This is a genomic window from Pseudovibrio exalbescens DSM 16456 (genome assembly GCF_000422785.1).
GTDB classification, from domain to species: Bacteria; Pseudomonadota; Alphaproteobacteria; order Rhizobiales; family Stappiaceae; genus Pseudovibrio; species Pseudovibrio exalbescens.
Genome location: NZ_AUGS01000005.1, coordinates 134891 through 151800 on the forward strand (window position 1 = coordinate 134891; position 16910 = coordinate 151800).

Annotated in this window: 14 protein-coding genes; 8 read left to right on the top strand and 6 right to left on the bottom strand. The window is 55.6% G+C overall.

The features are described 5' to 3' along the window. Positions 1-98: 98 nt before the first annotated feature. From G512_RS0105590 to G512_RS0105610, 5 genes are all read left to right on the top strand, one after another. The gene (locus G512_RS0105590) at positions 99-911 is read left to right on the top strand and encodes a DUF2793 domain-containing protein (RefSeq protein ID WP_028480853.1); all 813 of its coding nucleotides are present in this window, start codon (positions 99-101) and stop codon (positions 909-911) included. A 154-nt stretch (positions 912-1065) separates the two neighbouring features. After that, a complete protein-coding gene (locus G512_RS0105595) occupies positions 1066-1725 on the top strand; it encodes a protein-L-isoaspartate O-methyltransferase family protein (RefSeq protein ID WP_028480854.1) in 660 nt (219 codons plus the stop codon). Positions 1726-2111: 386 nt separating this feature from the next. Continuing rightward, positions 2112-3446: a TolC family outer membrane protein gene (locus G512_RS0105600; RefSeq protein ID WP_051268993.1), complete on the top strand. Its 1335-nt coding sequence runs from the start codon at positions 2112-2114 to the stop codon at positions 3444-3446. A gap of 225 nt (positions 3447-3671) precedes the next feature. Further along, positions 3672-4283: a PopZ family protein gene (locus G512_RS0105605; RefSeq protein WP_028480856.1), complete on the top strand. Its 612-nt coding sequence runs from the start codon at positions 3672-3674 to the stop codon at positions 4281-4283. 151 nt (positions 4284-4434) lie between these two features. Then, positions 4435-7269, top strand: a complete 2835-nt coding sequence (locus G512_RS0105610) for a valine--tRNA ligase (RefSeq protein WP_028480857.1) — start codon at positions 4435-4437, stop codon at positions 7267-7269. A 73-nt stretch (positions 7270-7342) separates the two neighbouring features. Here G512_RS0105610 and G512_RS20165 read toward each other — a convergent pair whose 3' ends face one another. Next, positions 7343-9334: a mechanosensitive ion channel family protein gene (locus G512_RS20165; RefSeq protein ID WP_051268996.1), complete on the bottom strand. Its 1992-nt coding sequence runs from the start codon at positions 9332-9334 to the stop codon at positions 7343-7345. A gap of 303 nt (positions 9335-9637) precedes the next feature. Between G512_RS20165 and G512_RS0105620 the strand changes: the two genes are divergently transcribed. Further along, positions 9638-10177, top strand: coding sequence for a DUF2155 domain-containing protein (locus tag G512_RS0105620; RefSeq protein ID WP_036488673.1), 540 nt, complete (start codon positions 9638-9640; stop codon positions 10175-10177). A 53-nt stretch (positions 10178-10230) separates the two neighbouring features. Here the strand turns inward: G512_RS0105620 and aat are convergent, their stop codons facing one another. From aat to G512_RS20170, 5 genes are all read right to left on the bottom strand, one after another. Continuing rightward, positions 10231-10905 (bottom strand): leucyl/phenylalanyl-tRNA--protein transferase, encoded by a 675-nt coding sequence (gene aat / locus G512_RS0105625; RefSeq protein WP_028480859.1) that lies wholly within the window; start codon positions 10903-10905, stop codon positions 10231-10233. A 30-nt stretch (positions 10906-10935) separates the two neighbouring features. Then, entirely contained in the window at positions 10936-12279 is a 1344-nt protein-coding gene (gene accC / locus G512_RS0105630) for an acetyl-CoA carboxylase biotin carboxylase subunit (RefSeq protein WP_028480860.1), read from the bottom strand. A 13-nt stretch (positions 12280-12292) separates the two neighbouring features. Beyond that, positions 12293-12751, bottom strand: coding sequence for an acetyl-CoA carboxylase biotin carboxyl carrier protein (accB, locus tag G512_RS0105635; protein ID WP_028480861.1), 459 nt, complete (start codon positions 12749-12751; stop codon positions 12293-12295). A 510-nt stretch (positions 12752-13261) separates the two neighbouring features. Then, entirely contained in the window at positions 13262-14005 is a 744-nt protein-coding gene (locus tag G512_RS0105640; RefSeq protein WP_028480862.1) for a DsbA family protein, read from the bottom strand. Positions 14006-14070: 65 nt separating this feature from the next. Then, a complete protein-coding gene (locus tag G512_RS20170) occupies positions 14071-15399 on the bottom strand; it encodes a M48 family metalloprotease (RefSeq protein WP_051269038.1) in 1329 nt (442 codons plus the stop codon). On the opposite strand from G512_RS20170, the gene G512_RS22755 reads away from it, so the two are divergent. Both G512_RS22755 and G512_RS0105650 read left to right on the top strand, forming a co-directional pair. Further along, positions 15398-15619 (top strand): hypothetical protein, encoded by a 222-nt coding sequence (locus G512_RS22755; protein WP_208974953.1) that lies wholly within the window; start codon positions 15398-15400, stop codon positions 15617-15619. The genes G512_RS20170 and G512_RS22755 overlap by 2 nt on opposite strands. A 29-nt stretch (positions 15620-15648) precedes the next feature. Next, complete coding sequence (locus G512_RS0105650; RefSeq protein ID WP_028480863.1) at positions 15649-16821, top strand: pyridoxal phosphate-dependent aminotransferase; 1173 nt, start codon at positions 15649-15651, stop codon at positions 16819-16821. Positions 16822-16910 lie beyond the last annotated feature (89 nt).

Here is a 16910-nt window from a genome sequence, read left to right on the forward strand (position 1 = left end):
CGGGGCCGGGTTGGGCGCCCGCGGGGATGTGCAAGTTATCCCCCTTGGTTGGCAGTGGGGCATTGTTGAATCCTGTTGAATGGTTCAGGAGGGATTGGATGTCATCCACACAGCGATTGGGCTTGCCGTTTATTGCCAGTGCTCAGGCGCAGAAACACGTGACCCACAACGAGGCGTTGTTTCAGTTGGACCAGTTGGTTTCGTGTGCCGTCGAAAGCCGGTCATTGAGTGCACCACCTGCAGCGCCTCAGGCGGGGGTAGGGTATGTATTGCCTGATACAGCTTCCGGCGAGTGGGCAGGCCATGATGACGGCCTCGCGTTTTATCTGGATGATGCGTGGGTGTTTACAGAGCCTGTTGCGGGGCAACTGGTGCTGATCAAGGATGAGCGCGCGCTGGTTGTCCGAACACACACTGGATGGCAGCGTGTCAGCGTGCCGATCGGGTTGGCCGAGGTCTTGTCCGTTGGGGCCGGTGGAAGTGGTCTGGCTGTTGGCGACGGTCTGCCGGAAGAACAGTTGCATGTGTTTGGCAACAGTATTGTCAGTTCCGGCCCATCCAAGGCCGCCTCAGGCTTTTACGTGGAAGAGGAGCTTGTCAGCGGGCTGTCCGGCGCGTTTGCAGATACAGTCATGACCATTCCCGATCGGGCTATTGTCTTGTGTGTGTCAACCCGCACGGTCGGTGCGGTGAGCGGCGCTAGCTCATATGATTGTGGCATCGCCGGAGAGCGCTCCAAGTTCGGTGGGATGCTGGGAACTTCTGTTGGTTCCAGCAATGCAGGGGTGATCGGTCCGCAGGCGTTTTATGCAGCCACGCCGCTGCGGTTGTCGGCCAATGGAGGTGACTTTTCCGGCGGAGATGTGCGGGTGGCGTTGCACTACTACCGACCCGCTGTGCCGCAGACATGACAAGAAGACACGCTGCGAAAGCAGGAAAGGGCTGCAACCAAAGAAAAGGGCATATCGGTAGTTTTGCTTCATTTTTACGGGCGAGCATGCTTGTATTTGCGCGCATGGAGCGATATGCACCTACCAGCTAATCCGAATTCTTCATGAGGACGTTATGGCCGACTACGTGCAGTCCAGAACCCGTATGGTCGACAACCAACTGCGGACGAACGACGTGACGGATCTGCGGATCCTGGATGCGATGGGCAGTGTGCCCCGGGAGCGCTTTGTCGCAGATGCACAAAAGTCCATCGCCTATATCGATGAGGACCTGCCCATCAGCGAGGATGGCGCGCGCCGCATGCTCAAGCCTCATATTCTGGGCAAGATGCTGCAACTGGCAGGGATCACCCAGAATGACGTCATTCTGATCGTTGGTGCGGGCACGGGATATTCTGTCGCCGTGGCGTCCAAACTCTGCGATTCCGTGGTTGGCGTTGAAGAAGATGAAGCCATGGCTCAGCGTGCGTCCGCCACGCTTGAAGAACTGGGCATCGAGAATGCGGCGGTCATCGATGGCAAGTTGACCGAAGGCTATGCGTCGGATGCACCTTATGACGTGATTGTGCTGGATGGCTCTGTCGAATCAATTCCGCAGGGCATGTTCGACCAGCTCAAGAACGAAGGTCGTTTGGTTGCCATTGAGCAGACAGGGCCGACAGGCGAGGCGAATCTTTATTACAAGACCAAGGATATCGTAAGCTCCCGGTTTGCTTTCAACGCGAGCGGTGCAAAACTTCCCGGTTTTGAAAAGCCAAAAAGCTTCACGTTCTGATTGTCAGAATCACCAATGTCGCGTGAGGCCCGCAAATTCATGGTTAACAGACTGTGAAAACCTGGCTGTTTCCGTTTAGGAAAACTGTGGGCAAACCTGTTTCTGTGGCCTGTGCCACAAAAACCATGGCCATATTCAAGTAAAAAACCGCTGCAACCTGTCATTTGTGCCAAAAAGTTCACGATTGTTGCTCGTTCGCCTCAGGGCTTGTTTTTTTTGCGGAATTCGCATCTCCTCGGGTTTCAGCGGGCACGCGTGGGCAGTATACGTTGGTCGCAGGTGTTGGAATATTTTGGTTCGAAGCAGTGCTCCGTCGCTGTTCCTGACTTGAGGCTATAAAAGTGATTTCAAGAAAACTTCTAGCGACAGCAGCAGGCGCGTGTTTGATGGTTTCGGCGACAGCCGGACATGCGCAATCCCTTCGCGACGCGCTGTCCGCTACATATGAGAACAATCCGACACTCAACGCCGCGCGGGCTGAACTGCGCGGTGTCGATGAAAACGTTCCTCAGGCGTTGGCAGGGTGGCGACCTCAGATTTCCGTTTCCGCTAGCTCTGGTATGCGAAATGTTTCGGATCAGAGTTATTTCACCGGCAGAGGTTTTTCCGAAACCACTGTTGGTATGGCTATAACTCAACCGCTGTTTCGAGGGTTCCGAACCGTAAACTCAACCCGCCAAGCAGAGTCGATTGTGTTTGCTCAGCGTGAAGACCTGCGCGTCAGCGAGCAGACGGCGCTGTTGCAGGCGGCGACTGCTTACATGGATGTGATCCGGGATACGGGCATCGTGGCGCTGCGCCGAAGCGACTTGAAGTTCCAGGAGGAGCTCGTTCGCGCCTCCAAGGACAGGTTCAGCGTAGGGGAAGGAACGCGCACGGATGTGGCGCAGTCAGAAGCTGGTCGGGCGCGATCGCAATCGGCTCTCAATGCGGCGTTGGCGAACTTGAACACGAGCCGCGCGGTATTCCGGCAGGTGATCGGGCTGGATCCGAAAAACCTGAGCCCCAAGTCCAACGTGGCGACCCTCATTCCAAAATCCGTGAGCCAGGCCATTGCCATCGGGCAGGAAGAGCACCCTTCGATCATGTCGGCGATGCACATCGTCGATGCCGCCATTTTCTCCGTAAAGACAGCTGAAGGTACTCTGCTTCCATCGGTTGAGCTTGAGGGATCGCTACAGACGAAGTTAACGAGTTCAAATGGACGGCAGTCGGGTGCCAATGGCACACAGAATGCGGCGTCAATCTTTGGGCGCGTGACAATTCCCCTTTATCAGCAAGGAACAGAATACTCCACAATTCGTCAGGCTAAAGAAGATCTTGGGCGAACCGAGATTCTGGTGGATGTGGCCCGAGACACGGTGCGTGCGGAAGCCATTTCTGCATGGGGTCGGCTCAATGCGGCAGAAGGCTCCATTTCAGCAGCTCAGGCAGAAGTCTCGGCAGCACAGCTGGCATTGGAAGGCGTGATTGAAGAGCAGCGCGTCGGTCAACGTACAACGCTGGACGTTCTGGACTCCCAGAGTGATCTGGTTGATGCCCGCGTTACCTTGATTACAGCGCAGCGGGACAAGGTTGTGGCAGCATATGCATTGCTGGCGACTGTTGGCCGCCTGACCCATGACTTCTTGGGGCTGACCGTTCCGAAATACGATCCGCGTGAACACTATAATGCGGTTCGTGATAAGTGGATCGGCCTACGGACTCCGGATGGTCGCTGAGTTAAGGCGAATAAAAGTTGAGCCGGGGGAGCCGTGAGCTCCCCCTTTTTATTATGGATAACCATGCGAAGGCCGAGGTTTCCTGTGGGCAGAGGCGCTCTGAACTCTGTCGCGCTGTGTTCATCATTGGTCTCTATCCCTTAATATTAATTGATGATTAATTTAGGGGCTCGAGTCGGCGGACCTGACTTGAGTGATGTATTGCGAGAGACAGAGGGGGATGCCATGGGAGAAGCTTCGAAGACCCAAGAGCCTTCCATGGAGGAGATTTTGAGCTCTATTCGAAAGATCATCTCCGAAGACGAACCGGACACGAAAGCCGAGGACATGAACCTAGACGGTAACAAGGATCTCTCTCAAGACGATCTGGACAAGCTTTTCGACTCGCCAGGCGGTTTCGACATGGATACCGACGATGCCGAACCGGAAGTTGATCCAGCAGATGACGTTCTTGAGCTTACGGAGGATGTTGCCGTTGTCGAGGACAAGCCTGAAGTGGATCTGGTGCAGGGGCTGCCGGAATCCGCTGACGACGATGATGGCGACATCTCGTTTCAGGGCGCTCCCAAGGTTGAGAGTGACGACATTCTGGAGAATGTCCAAAACCGTGTAGAGGCCGATGCTCCGTCGCTGCTGTCTGAGAGTGCGAACGAGGCAGTGTCCTCCGCATTCAGTGGGCTGGCCAATACGGTACTTTCAAAGAACGCAAGAACTCTTGAGGATCTTGTTGCGGATATGCTGAGGCCCATGCTCAAATCATGGCTGGATCAGCACCTGCCCGATATGGTAGAGCGTCTCGTGAAACAGGAGATTGAACGGATCTCCCGCGGTCGCTAATCAGGACGCTCCAATTCAAACCTGAAAGCGCTGCCGGCTGGTAGCGCTTTTTTATTGCGATGGGAGTGGGCTGTACGGGCTGGTAACGGTTGACTTCGCTCAGCGCATCCGATTTACACCAGACAAACCCCGCAATTGGAAGAAAAGAAGTATGCTGGACAAGACATATGAGGCGGCGTCGGTTGAGCCGCGGATTTACGAGGCCTGGGAAACAGCAGGCGCTTTCAAGGCTGGAGCAGGGGCAGACGATGGTGCTGCAACCTATTCCATCGTGATTCCGCCACCGAACGTGACGGGCTCGCTTCATATGGGCCATGCGTTGAACAACACCCTTCAGGATATCATGGTGCGCTATCAGCGCATGCGTGGCCGGGATGTCTTGTGGCAACCGGGCATGGACCATGCCGGTATTGCAACCCAAATGGTTGTAGAGCGCCAATTGGCTGCCAATGGCGAGCCTTCTCGCCGCGATCTTGGACGCGAAGGTTTCATTGAACGCGTCTGGCAGTGGAAAGATGAATCCGGCGGGATGATCTTCAATCAGCTGAAACGCCTCGGTGCGTCCTGTGATTGGTCGCGTCAGCGGTTCACCATGGATGAAGGCTTGTCCAAAGCTGTTCTGGAAGTGTTTGTCTCGCTTTACAAGGAAGGTCTGATTTACAAGGACAAACGCCTTGTGAACTGGGATCCAAAACTTTTGACAGCCATTTCCGACCTTGAAGTGGAGCAAAAGGAAACGCAGGGCAGCATGTGGCACTTCCGCTACCCGCTGGCTGATGGCGTCACCTATCAGTATCCCATTGCGTTTGATGAGGAAGGCAAGCCGACAGAATTCGAAACGCGCGATTACATCGTGATTGCGACTACGCGCCCGGAAACCATGCTGGGTGATACGGCTGTGATCGTTCACCCCGATGATGAACGGTTCAAGGATCTTCAGGGCAAGGATGTCCTTTTGCCGCTGGTTGGTCGCCGTATCCCGATCATCCCGGATGACTATGTCGAGGTTGAGACCGGCACGGGCGCCATGAAGGTGACACCGGCGCACGATTTCAATGACTTTGACATCGGCAAGCGCCATTCCTTGGCGATGATTTCCGTCATGGATCGTGAGGCCAACATGGAGCTGGCTGACAACGAGGACTTCTTGTCCGGCGTTGAGGCTTCTGATGAGCTGACCGAGACCATCGAAACGCTTCACGGCATGGAACGGTTTGCGGCCCGCAAGCGCATTGTCGAGATGCTGGAGGCTAATGGCCTGCTGGACGAGATTGTCGAGCATGCCCACATGGTTCCTCATGGCGACCGAGGCGGTGTGCCGATTGAGCCAATGCTGACAGATCAGTGGTACGTTGATGCGAAAACACTGGCGCAGCCAGCCATTGCCTCTGTACGTGAAGGGCGCACCAAGTTCGTTCCGGCCAACTGGGACAAGACCTACTACGAGTGGATGGAAAACATCCAGCCCTGGTGTATCTCCCGTCAGTTGTGGTGGGGACACCGGATTCCGGCGTGGTATGGCCCAGAGGGCAAGGTTTTCGTCGAGAAGTCCGAGGAAGAAGCGCTCAAGGCTGCCGAAAGTTTCTATGGCAAGCCAGTAAAGCTTATGGAAATCAATGAGGCTTTGCAGGCTCACGAAGCGGGCGATGACGCAGTTGTTGCGCTTTACCGCGATGAGGATGTTCTGGATACTTGGTTCTCTTCTGCCTTGTGGCCGTTCTCCACGCTGGGGTGGCCGGACAAGACACAGGAGCTGGCTCGGTACTATCCAACTTCTGTTCTGGTAACGGGTTTCGACATCATCTTCTTCTGGGTTGCCCGGATGATGATGATGGGCAACCACTACATGAACACAGAGCCTTTTGACACGGTTTATATCCATGCTCTCGTCCGCGACGAAAAAGGGCAAAAGATGTCCAAGTCCAAGGGCAATGTGATCGATCCCTTGGCCTTGATGGACGAGTATGGCGCGGATGCACTGCGGTTCACCTTGGCTGCCATGGCCGCACAGGGCCGGGACATCAAGTTGTCTACAAGCCGTGTCGGCGGTTATCGCAACTTCGCAACCAAGCTTTGGAACGCTTGCCGCTTTGCCGAGATGAATGAATGCAAGCGGTCTGCGACTTTCGATCCTGCTCTCGTCAAGATGACGTTGAACCGCTGGATTGTCACGGAAACCAGCCGTGCCATCCGGGCTGTAACCGAAGCGATTGACACCTACCGCTTCAATGATGCGGCTGCCGCAGCCTATCGCTTTGTCTGGAATACGTTCTGTGACTGGTATCTGGAACTGGCCAAGCCGACCTTTAATGGCGACGATGAAGACGCCAAGGCGGAAACACGGGCAACCGCTGCATGGGTGCGGGATGAAATCCTGAAGATGCTGCATCCGTTCATGCCGTTCATCACTGAAGAGCTATGGGCCCGTACCGTGGAGATTGAAGGCGCCAAGCGCGACAATCTGCTGGCCTTGTCCCGTTGGTCTCAGCCCGTCGGGGAAGACGATGAAGCAGCTGCTGAGGTCAACTGGCTGATTGATCTGATCATGCAGGTTCGCAGTGTTCGGTCTGAAATGAACGTTCCGGCTGGAGCGAAAGTGCCGGTGGTGATTGCAGGTGCTTCGCAGTTGACCCAGAACCGCCTGCACATCCACGAAGCGGCGATCATCAAGAACGCACGTGCCGAAAGTGTTTCAATTGCAGATGAAACCCCGAAGGGGTCGGCGCAGATTGTCGTTGGTGAGGCAACCGTGTGCCTGCCGCTAGCGGGTGTGATTGATCTGGATGCGGAAAAGGCTCGTCTTGAGAAGGAACTCGGCAAGATTGATGGAGATCTGACAAAGATCACCAAGAAGCTTGAAAACCCGAAGTTCGTCGAAAAGGCTCCGGCTGAGGTTGTTGCTGGCGAAAAAGAGCGTGTGGTTGAACTAACCGAACGCAAGGCAAAAACCTCTGAAGCATTGGCACGTCTGGCAGCTCTCGGTTAAAGCTTTACTGCGTGCATGACGAAAATTGCGGGCGCTGGAGATCTCTCCAGCGCCTTTTCGTATTCAAGCAGGGTTATCTTGCTGCAGCCGTTTTGCCGTCCTTGTAGGCTTCTTCGGTCGTTTCGGGCGCGGAGGGAGCTGAATTGTCAGTGCAACTGGTTTTGGCATAACTGGGATAAGGGAGTTCATGGGCGCCGCGCAGGTCTTCGGCTTTGTGCTCAGCCGCTTTTTGGCGCTCCTCCGCGAGGCCTTTATCCTTTGCGAAATAGGCCGTTGTTGATGGAAGCGCGAAGCCGGACCCGTTCTTCTGGATGATGTCATAGATGGCAAAGAAGATATCTTCCTGTACAGCGAGAAAATCTTCATAAGCAGATTTGAGAATATCCGCCGCGACTTCGATTTCCAACGCTGTGCCGTTGTATCCTAGAAAACGAACACGCACGGTGTCGTCCATCACGTCCGGATGGTTGGTGATGTAGGCGCGAATATCCATAAGGATTGTGCGTAGCTGATCGGGTGTGGTCTCATAACGCAAACCGAAGAAGCGGCGCAGATACGTTCGATCCCGGCGGGTGTAGTTTACAATGCGCATTTTCGCGAGATCTGCATTGGCAACCGTGACAAGCGTGCGGTCGAGGGCGCGAACGCGCGTTGAGCGAATGCCGATGCTTTCCACCGTGCCGACGAACTCTCCAAACTGACAGAACTCGCCAACACGGACCATGCGGTCTGCGTACAAGATGATGCCGCCTATGAGGTTTTCCAGTGTCGGCTGAGCGGCGAGGGCAATAGCAAGGCCGCCAACGCCCAAACCTGCAATGACACCGAACAAGGGGATGCCGAGCCGGGTTGCGCCGTATCCCAAAAGGCACAGCACAGCGGTGATGCCGAGGATCCGGAACCCCGTCCGCAAGATGCTTGCGTCCAGCGTTTCGCGATAGCGATCTTGCGAGAGAATGGTCGCGGCGACAAAGTCTATGATCAGGTAGACTATGATCGCCAGAAGCGCCCAACTAACGGCTTCAATGACAAGGTTGAGACCAATGACCACATGGCTCGTGATATTGATCTCCTCCACGGCTAGGTATTGCAGAAGTTGTAGCGCGAGGAGTGCTGCGACGGGAAGCGTGAGGTGGAACAGCTTGCGCCGCGCGGCATGGAGTGGAACAGGCCGGCGGACGTGCCAATGCCGCAATCCAAGGAAAGCCGCAGTCAAAAGAACAGCCAGCCCGATCAGCGCGATCCATTGCCAAACGGTTTGCCCCTCATACACCTCCATCAACCATGGATCAGCGTTTTCAATCCAGACATACCATGGCGGAGGCAGGAGGTCTCCGGGGCTGGATGTATAGAATTGGAACAGATCCTGGGTGGCCCCTTGATGGGAGGGAAAGTCCTTGATCTGCTCGTAGTAGTTGGGGATGTTGGCGACAGTTTCCGGCGTGAACAGGTAGCCGCTGTTCTCATCTTTCTGCAGCGTTATACGCGTTTGAGGAAGCGTCCACCGGTCAGGCAGGTCGGGTGCATCATAGGTGTAGCTGCCGGCAGGATTGCCGGGGATTGTTTCAGGAAGGGGCAGGGGAATCCGGTCCAGAATCTCCTTCATCAGCATGATGTTTTCGAGCGCTGTTTCCTCTCGGGTGGCGGTTGGAAGGCCGGAAAAATCGAAGATCTCCTGAGCGCGGTCGAAAAGTACACGCGCCAGATCAATGCGCTGCTCGATCTGGGAATCGGTAAGAGCGCTCTCCTCTCCAAGATCGAGCAGTTTGCGGTTGGCTTCATAGGCTTCGAGAACGAGGCGATTGGCTTCACTCATCAAACTGATGAAGCTTTCAAGAGAGGCACGCGGTGAACTGGTGTCGGCAGGTGCCAAAGGATATTCGGTGAGCATTTCATTTGCATCAAATGCCCGGATATAGGCACTTGGCGGGGCAAAGTCAGCGTTATTCTCTGCAGATGCAAGGGGTTGGCTTTGTGCTTGAGGCAAACCCGGCAGCCCATGAATGATGAGTATGAAGAAACTTGCAAGGATAACCCAAGCCCGGATCCCGATGCCTTTCGTCATGAGTGGCTCCTGTGTCACAGTTACCATCAGATTCTTGGGGTAAAGTTGTAAAAGGCTTACAAAGTTGCCCCTTAAATCTAAGGGATAGAAGAGAGGTCACGATACCCGTGGCTGGGCATGGCAAAAAGTTGTGCGAAGGCACGCTCAAGTGGTTCGGTTGTACCACATGAACTGGGAATAAACCTTCCAGTTTTACAATTGCCCTTGGTTCGCCAAATTCCGACCTTTTCGCGCGGCTATTGGTTTGCTACAGCCTAAAGGCGATATCACTGGTGAATCACGAGTTTCCCGGATCAGGATAGAATGACGTTGAAAGTTTTGCGCCGCCGTTTGAGTTCAATAGCCCTAGTGGCTCTCACAAGCATGAGTGTGGGAGCATTGGCTTTGCCAGAGGATGCGCGTGCCTCCAGGATCGAAAATCCGATAGCCGTGTTCAATGGTCTGGACAAGATCACCGGCCGCATTATCGACTTCGACGTCTATATCGGCGAGACGGTTCAGTTTGGCGCGCTGCAAGTTACACCGCGGGTGTGCTATACGCGCCCGCCGACGGAAGCGGCCAAAACCACCGCTTTTATTGAAGTGGACGAAGTGACGCTGAACAACGAAGTACAGCGCATTTTTACCGGCTGGATGTTTGCAGCAAACCCAGGTGTGCATGCGGTTGAGCATGGCGTCTATGATATCTGGTTGGTGGACTGCAAGAAGTATTCCGATGTACCGCCGCCCGAAGGGTACTCCGGACCGCCTGTGGCAGATGCACCGGAATATGATCCTTTGGCCGGAGATGATTTCGAAAGCACTGGAGAGATACCGCTGCCGCCGGTGCATCCCTATCGTTAGACCTAAAAGAAGCCGGGCGCTGACCCGGCTTTTTCATGGGATTAGGGCCGCGGTTAATAGGGCTGTTCAGCAAGTTCCAGTGCCTGAGCGCCGCTGAGTTGCGGCGGGACTGCGAAAAAGGCCGCTGGTTCCTGAAGGGCAGCATCCAACAGCTCGTTGTAGAGTCCGCGGGGAATTTCCTCAGCTCCGAACTGCTCCAGGTGATCGGTAACGAACTGCGTGTCCAGAAGTGAAAAACCGCCTGCCTTCATCCGCGCCACAAGATGAACCAGTGCCACCTTGGAGGCGTCGCGTTTCGTAGAGAACATGCTTTCCCCAAAAAACACGCTTGCCAGGCACACGCCGTAGAGCCCGCCGATCAACTCGTCGCCGTCATAAACTTCGATCGTGTGGCAGTAGCCCATCTTGAACAACTCACCATACAGCCTTCGAATTTCGGAGTTGATCCACGTGCGCTTTCGTCCAGGTCCGGGACGCGCGCACCCGTCAATCACCCCTTGAAAGTCTTGGGAGGCGACAACAGTGTAGCGGTCGGACCTGACGGTTCGGCGCAATCGTTTGGGGATATGGAAATTGGAGAGTGGGATTATTCCGCGATGTTCCGGCTCAACCCAGAACAGGTCCGGGTCATCTGCGGATTCAGCCATAGGGAAAACACCGCAGGCATAAGCTTTGAGCAAAACCTGCGGTGTGATTTCAAGATGCACATGGTCGTGCCGTGCGGCCATAGTCCCTCGCCAAACAGTTCTGGTTAAGAACTATTTGCCTTCTTTCAGGAACTTTTCAAGCCAATGGATGTCGTAGGCGCCGTTGGCGATGTCCTGATTGTCGATCAATTCAGAGAACAATGGCACTGTTGACTGAATGCCATCGACCACAAACTCGCCGAGACAGCGGCGCAAACGCATCATGCATTCCACACGGCTACGGCCATGGACAATGAGCTTGCCGATCAGACTGTCATAATGCGGCGGGATCTTGTAGCCCTGATAAACACCGGAATCCACGCGCACACCCAAGCCACCCGGTGGGTGGTAATAGGTAATGGTGCCCGGAGATGGCGCAAACGTGCGCGGGTTTTCCGCGTTGATGCGGCACTCGATGGCGTGGCCCTGAAAACGCACGTCTTCCTGCGTTATGGACAAGGTTGCGCCGGAGGCGATCCGAATCTGTTCGATGACCAAATCGATGCCGGTGACCATTTCCGTGACAGGGTGCTCCACCTGAAGACGGGTGTTCATTTCAATGAAGAAGAACTCGCCGTTTTCATAGAGGAACTCGATTGTGCCAGCACCGCGGTACTTCAACTTTCGCATGGCAGCGGCGCAGATTTCGCCGATTTCCTGCCGCTGTGCATCATTGAGAGCAGGTGAGGGGCATTCCTCGAACACCTTCTGATGACGGCGTTGCAAGGAGCAATCACGTTCGCCCAGATGGATGGCATTGCCATAGCCGTCCCCCAGCACCTGCACTTCGATGTGCCGTGGCTTGCCAAGGTACTTTTCCATGTAGAGCGCGTCGTCTCCGAAGGCTGCCTTTGCCTCGGAGCGGGCCGTAGAAATGGCAGTTTCCAGCTCGGCTTCGGTCTGGGCCACCTTCATGCCGCGTCCGCCACCACCAGCAGCGGCTTTCACCAAAACGGGGTAACCGATCTGGCGGGCAAGAGCGTGCACATCGTCATCGGCGGTGATACCACCGTCAGAGCCGGGTACAACGGGAATGCCCAGATCCTTGGCCGTGGTCTTGGCCTGAATCTTGTCGCCCATGATGCGGATGTGTTCAGACGTAGGGCCAATGAAGGTGATGCCGTGCGCTTCCAGAATCTCAGCGAAGCGGGCGTTTTCCGAGAGAAAGCCATAGCCCGGATGCACTGCGTCGGCGCCAGTGATTTCACAGGCGGCCAGAATCGCCGGGATGTTGAGGTAACTGTCGCGGGCCACCGGAGGGCCAATGCAAACACTCTCGTCAGCCAGTCGCACATGCATGGCATCCTGGTCGGCTGTGGAGTGAACGGCAACAGTCTTGATGCCGAGCTCTTTACAGGCGCGCAGGATACGAAGTGCGATCTCGCCGCGGTTTGCGATGAGAATCTTTGAGAACATTACGCTTCGCCCGTTATTCAATGATCACCAGTGGTTCGCCGAATTCGACCGGCTGGCCATCTTCAACAAGAATGGAAGTTACCTTACCCGATTTTGTTGCCGGGATCTGGTTCATGGTCTTCATCGCTTCCACGATAAGGATCGTTTCGCCTTCGCTGACGGTGGAGCCAATTTCAACAAATGGGCGTGCGCCTGGCTCGGGGGCCATATAGGCTGTACCGACCATGGGTGAGGTTACCGCGCCCGGATGATTGGCCGGATCTGCAGAAACGGCGGTTTCCTTCGGCGCTGCTGGTGCGGCAACGGCGGCCGGGGCGGCATGGGCCACGCTGTGGGCTTCCACGGTTACCTGACGAGCTACGCGTACGCGCAGATCCTTTTGTTCCAGCTCGATCTCGGTCAGGTTGGTCTCATCCAGAAGTGTTGCCAACTGACGGATCAGATCCTGGTCAAACTTTGTTTCTTTCGTCATCGTTTTCTTCGTCCAGTTCGTGACGTCCAGCTCTGCGTTAAGCCATGGACTTTTTAAATACTTGTCGTTCGAAGGCGGCGTGCCCTTCCTCATCAGGCAACAGAGTCAGGTTGAGGCCAGTGCCAGCTCATAAGACCCACGTGTGCTGCCCTATCTGGCATTGCGCCCGTCCCATGAGAGTGGGGCCGCGCCAGATACACCGATAAATCATCGTGCACAAAGCCTGTCGCGCTGGCTTGTGCTGGTCATGAATCGCCAAGGTAGACAATGGGGTAGGGATATGCGGAAAAACTAAGTCTTTCTTGGGGCATCCTGTTCGGTCTGCCGGGACCAGAGTCGTCTTCCAAGCGTGGAAGATGAATCGGCGCAATTCCCCTTTTAGGTCAACCTTGATTTCAAGGGGTTTTATAGAAGTTGATCGGACGGAGGAAAAGAGTTTTGTCCGTCCGATCCTGTCTTAAAGCTTTATTTCTCGCGAAAACTTGCGGAAAAAACGCTTACGGGTTCCCCCTAGTTCCGGGCGGAGGCGATTTTTTCTTTCAAGGTGTCGTATCCAACGGCGCCAACAACCACCTCATCGCCGATGATGTAGGAGGGGGTGCCGTTCAAGCCCAACTGGCTGGCGATCTCAAATACTTCCTGAAAGGTTGCTTGAACTACGCCGGAATCCATCTGAGCTTTGACCGCTTCTTCATCAATGCCAAGGCCCGTGGCTACATCCAGGGCACTTTGCGCGTTGGCGCGTGAGCTTTGTGACAGCAGGCCTGCATGAAAGTCCTCGTACTTTTCGGGGGCTACCGCGTTAACGGCAATTGCCACCTGAGCAGCTTCCATGGATGGCTGACCCAGAACAGGGAACTCCTTGAGCACAACGCGCAGGTTGGGATCTTCCTCGATGAGGCGGAACATGTCGCCCATGGCTTTACGGCAGTAGCCGCAGTTATAGTCGAAAAACTCAACCAGCGTCACATCGCCGTCCGGGTTGCCGAGCTCAACCTGATTTTCAGAGTTGAAGATGATGTCAGACAGGGACGCAAGAGCTTCTTTCTTGGCGGCTTCTTCTTCAGCAACACGGCGCTTTTCCAATTCGGTCAACGCCTCGGTAATGACCTCGGGGTTTTCAAGAAGGTATTCGCGAATGATCTTTTCGACGTCTGCCCGGTTTTCTACGGCGTCTTGCGCGTGGGAAGCGCCGGTCAATGTCACGAGGGCCGTGGCAGCAATAGCGAAGGCCTTGCAAATGGATTTCAGCATACTTTCTCCTGTGCTCTCGTCGCTAGGGCGACGGGCGTCGATGTTTTACCGATTCCTCGAACGGACTATCGAAGATCTCTGTCTACGTTATACGACAGGATATCGTCAGCCTGTTGCCAGGATGGTGAACCGGTTTTCAATTGTTTTTGAGCGCGGGCGGCATAGCGTTGTGCGGCGCGTACATCACCGCGCTGCATAAGCCCCTTCGCCGTTGCAAGGTCGGCCATGGCTGGATCCCCTAGACGGGCGTGGGCAATGGCCAACTGACGGTACCCAAGGGCCGAGAACGGATCTTTTTGCAAGGCAGCTGTCAAAAGCTGCCGTGCTTGCGGCAGGTATTGCTTGTTCTCTGATGCAACCATGGCAAAGCCCAACCAGATCTCGAACTGAGGATTGCCGGGAAACAGGGACAGTGCCTTGCGGAACGGGGCAATGGCCTGTCCCGGCTCACCGCCTTCCAGCAAGGCTTGCCCCTTCAACTCGTGGAAATACGGGTTCTGCGGCATTTGGCTGATGAGTGCATCAATAGCCGGAATGGACTTGCGCAGACTATCGGACTTCATGGAGGCCACTGCGCGGGCATACTGGGCGGGCAGCGATTTGTCCGAGCGCGGATACTGGCGGTATACCGTGTTGCGATGGCTGGTAAAGGCCAGAAGTTTTGCACGCACCATGTCGTGCTTGAACTGCAGGCGCGAGTCCTCCGGCTTGTCATAGTATTTGCTTTTGACCGCTTTTTCCTTGAGCGCGTTGAAGCGTTGCCGGGGCATGGGGTGGCTCACCGCATAAGGGTCAGCGTAGCGCGCGGAAAAGAGGGTCTGGTCCGCCATGCGTTCGAATGTTGTCAGCATGCCGCGTGCGGATTGCTTGGTGCGTTCAAGATACCGCAGCGCGGCCTGATCGGCTGCAGATTCTTCTGAGCGGCGATATGCAAGAAAGCTGCGCTGGCCAATGGAGCCGCTGCCCATGGCAGCAGCTGCGCCCCCGCCAGCAATGCTTGAATTTCCTGTGGAGGCTCCAGCTGCAGCGGCGCCAGCGCCGAGAATCATTCCAATTACGGAGATGATTTGGGCATTGGCCGCCGCCTGGCGCATGCGAACCAGATGGTTGCCCGCAATGTGCCCTGTCTCGTGTGCGATTACGCCAATGACTTCGCTGGGGGTTTCTGCCTGCATCAGAACACCGATGTTGATGAACATGCGCCGGGAGTCAGGCACAAACGCATTGAACGTCTTGTCGTTGACCAGAATGATGTCAACCTGGCCTTGCGGCAGGCCCGCTGCCCGGAAAATAGGCTTGGCATATTCACGCAAGAGGTTCTCGGCTTCAGCGTCGCGAACCAGCGGCAACTTGCGGTTTTGCGCGTGCGCCGGACCGGCGAGCAGCGTTGGCATGACCACGGCAAGAGCTGTCGCGCAGGCCGTGATTTTGCGCGCCAGCGACGTAACGGTAGCGTTGCGTGACCCCGAGCGGTTAAGGTTCGAAAAGAATCGTTTCAGCAAAATCATGCCTTTCGACGTAGCGCAGCAGAACTGGGGCAATGAATCTCGTGTTTCCCGAATACCCGATGCCTTACCCTTCCACGGCGGCGGGAATTGGGCAATCACCCCGTGATATCGTAGCGGGCTCCAAGAATACAGAGGATGTGGAACTTGGCAATTTTTAAACCGTCAAAACGAAGTGAAGTCGACCCCTTCATTGCCATGGACGTGATGAGTGCGGCCAACCGCAAGGAAGCTGAGGGGACGCGTGTTCTGCACATGGAGTTGGGGCAGCCGGGCATGCCTGTTCCCGACAAGGTGCGGTTGGCGGCGGAAGAAGTGCTGGCGAGTGGCAAGCTGGGTTACACCGAGGCGCGGGGAATGCTTGCGCTGCGGCAAGCGATCGTTGCCCACTATGAAACGCAGTATGGGGTCACTGTGCCAGAGAGCAGGGTGATGGTGACGACAGGCTCGTCTGCCGGATTCAATCTTGCGTTTCTAGCGGGATTTGATCCGGGGGATCGCGTTGTCTTGACGGCTCCGGGGTATCCAGCATACCGCAACATCTTGAAGGCGCTAGGGTTGGTGCCCGTGGAGATTGCCGTTGGCGCTGATACTCGCTGGGCTCTAACACCGGCCCACCTTGATGCAGCACGGGCAGACGGTCCTATCAAAGGCGTGTTGGTGGCCAGCCCGGCGAACCCGACAGGCACGATGATGACCCCGGAAGCCTTGGAGGCTTTGGCGTGCTATTGCGAGGAGGAGGGGGTCTGGTTTATCTCAGACGAGATTTATCACGGCCTATCTTACGGCCTACCGGAAGAAACGGCGCTGAAGTACTCGCAAAAAGCGATTATCGTCAACAGCTTCTCCAAGTATTACTGCATGACCGGATGGCGTATCGGCTGGATGATCCTGCCCGAGGAGTTGGTCCGGCCCGCAGAACGTATTGGTCAGAGTCTCTACATTTCCGCGCCGCAGTTGTCCCAGGTGGCCGCCATGGCGGCGTTCGATGCACGAGATGGGCTGGAGGCGATCAAACAGGTGTATGCGGAAAATCGGCGGGTTTTGTTGGACGGATTAGCGGCCGCTGGATTTGATGAGGTATTGCCTGTTGACGGTGCCTTCTACGCCTATGTGGGGGTGCGCAAATTCACCAACGACAGTCTGGATTATTGCAGGCGGATGTTGGAGGAAACCGGTATTGCTGCAACGCCCGGAGCGGACTTCGATCCGGTGCACGGGGCGGGATATATTCGGTTTTCCTTCGCTGGTCCGACACAAGACGTTCAGGATGCGATGGAACGCCTCAAGGGGTGGAGCAGCTGCAGCTAAGCACCCATCCGGCGATTGAAGATCTCAAGTGTTGCTCGCCTACTACGGTCTGCACGGTGGCTCGATGACACTACAACTCATCTGAAAAT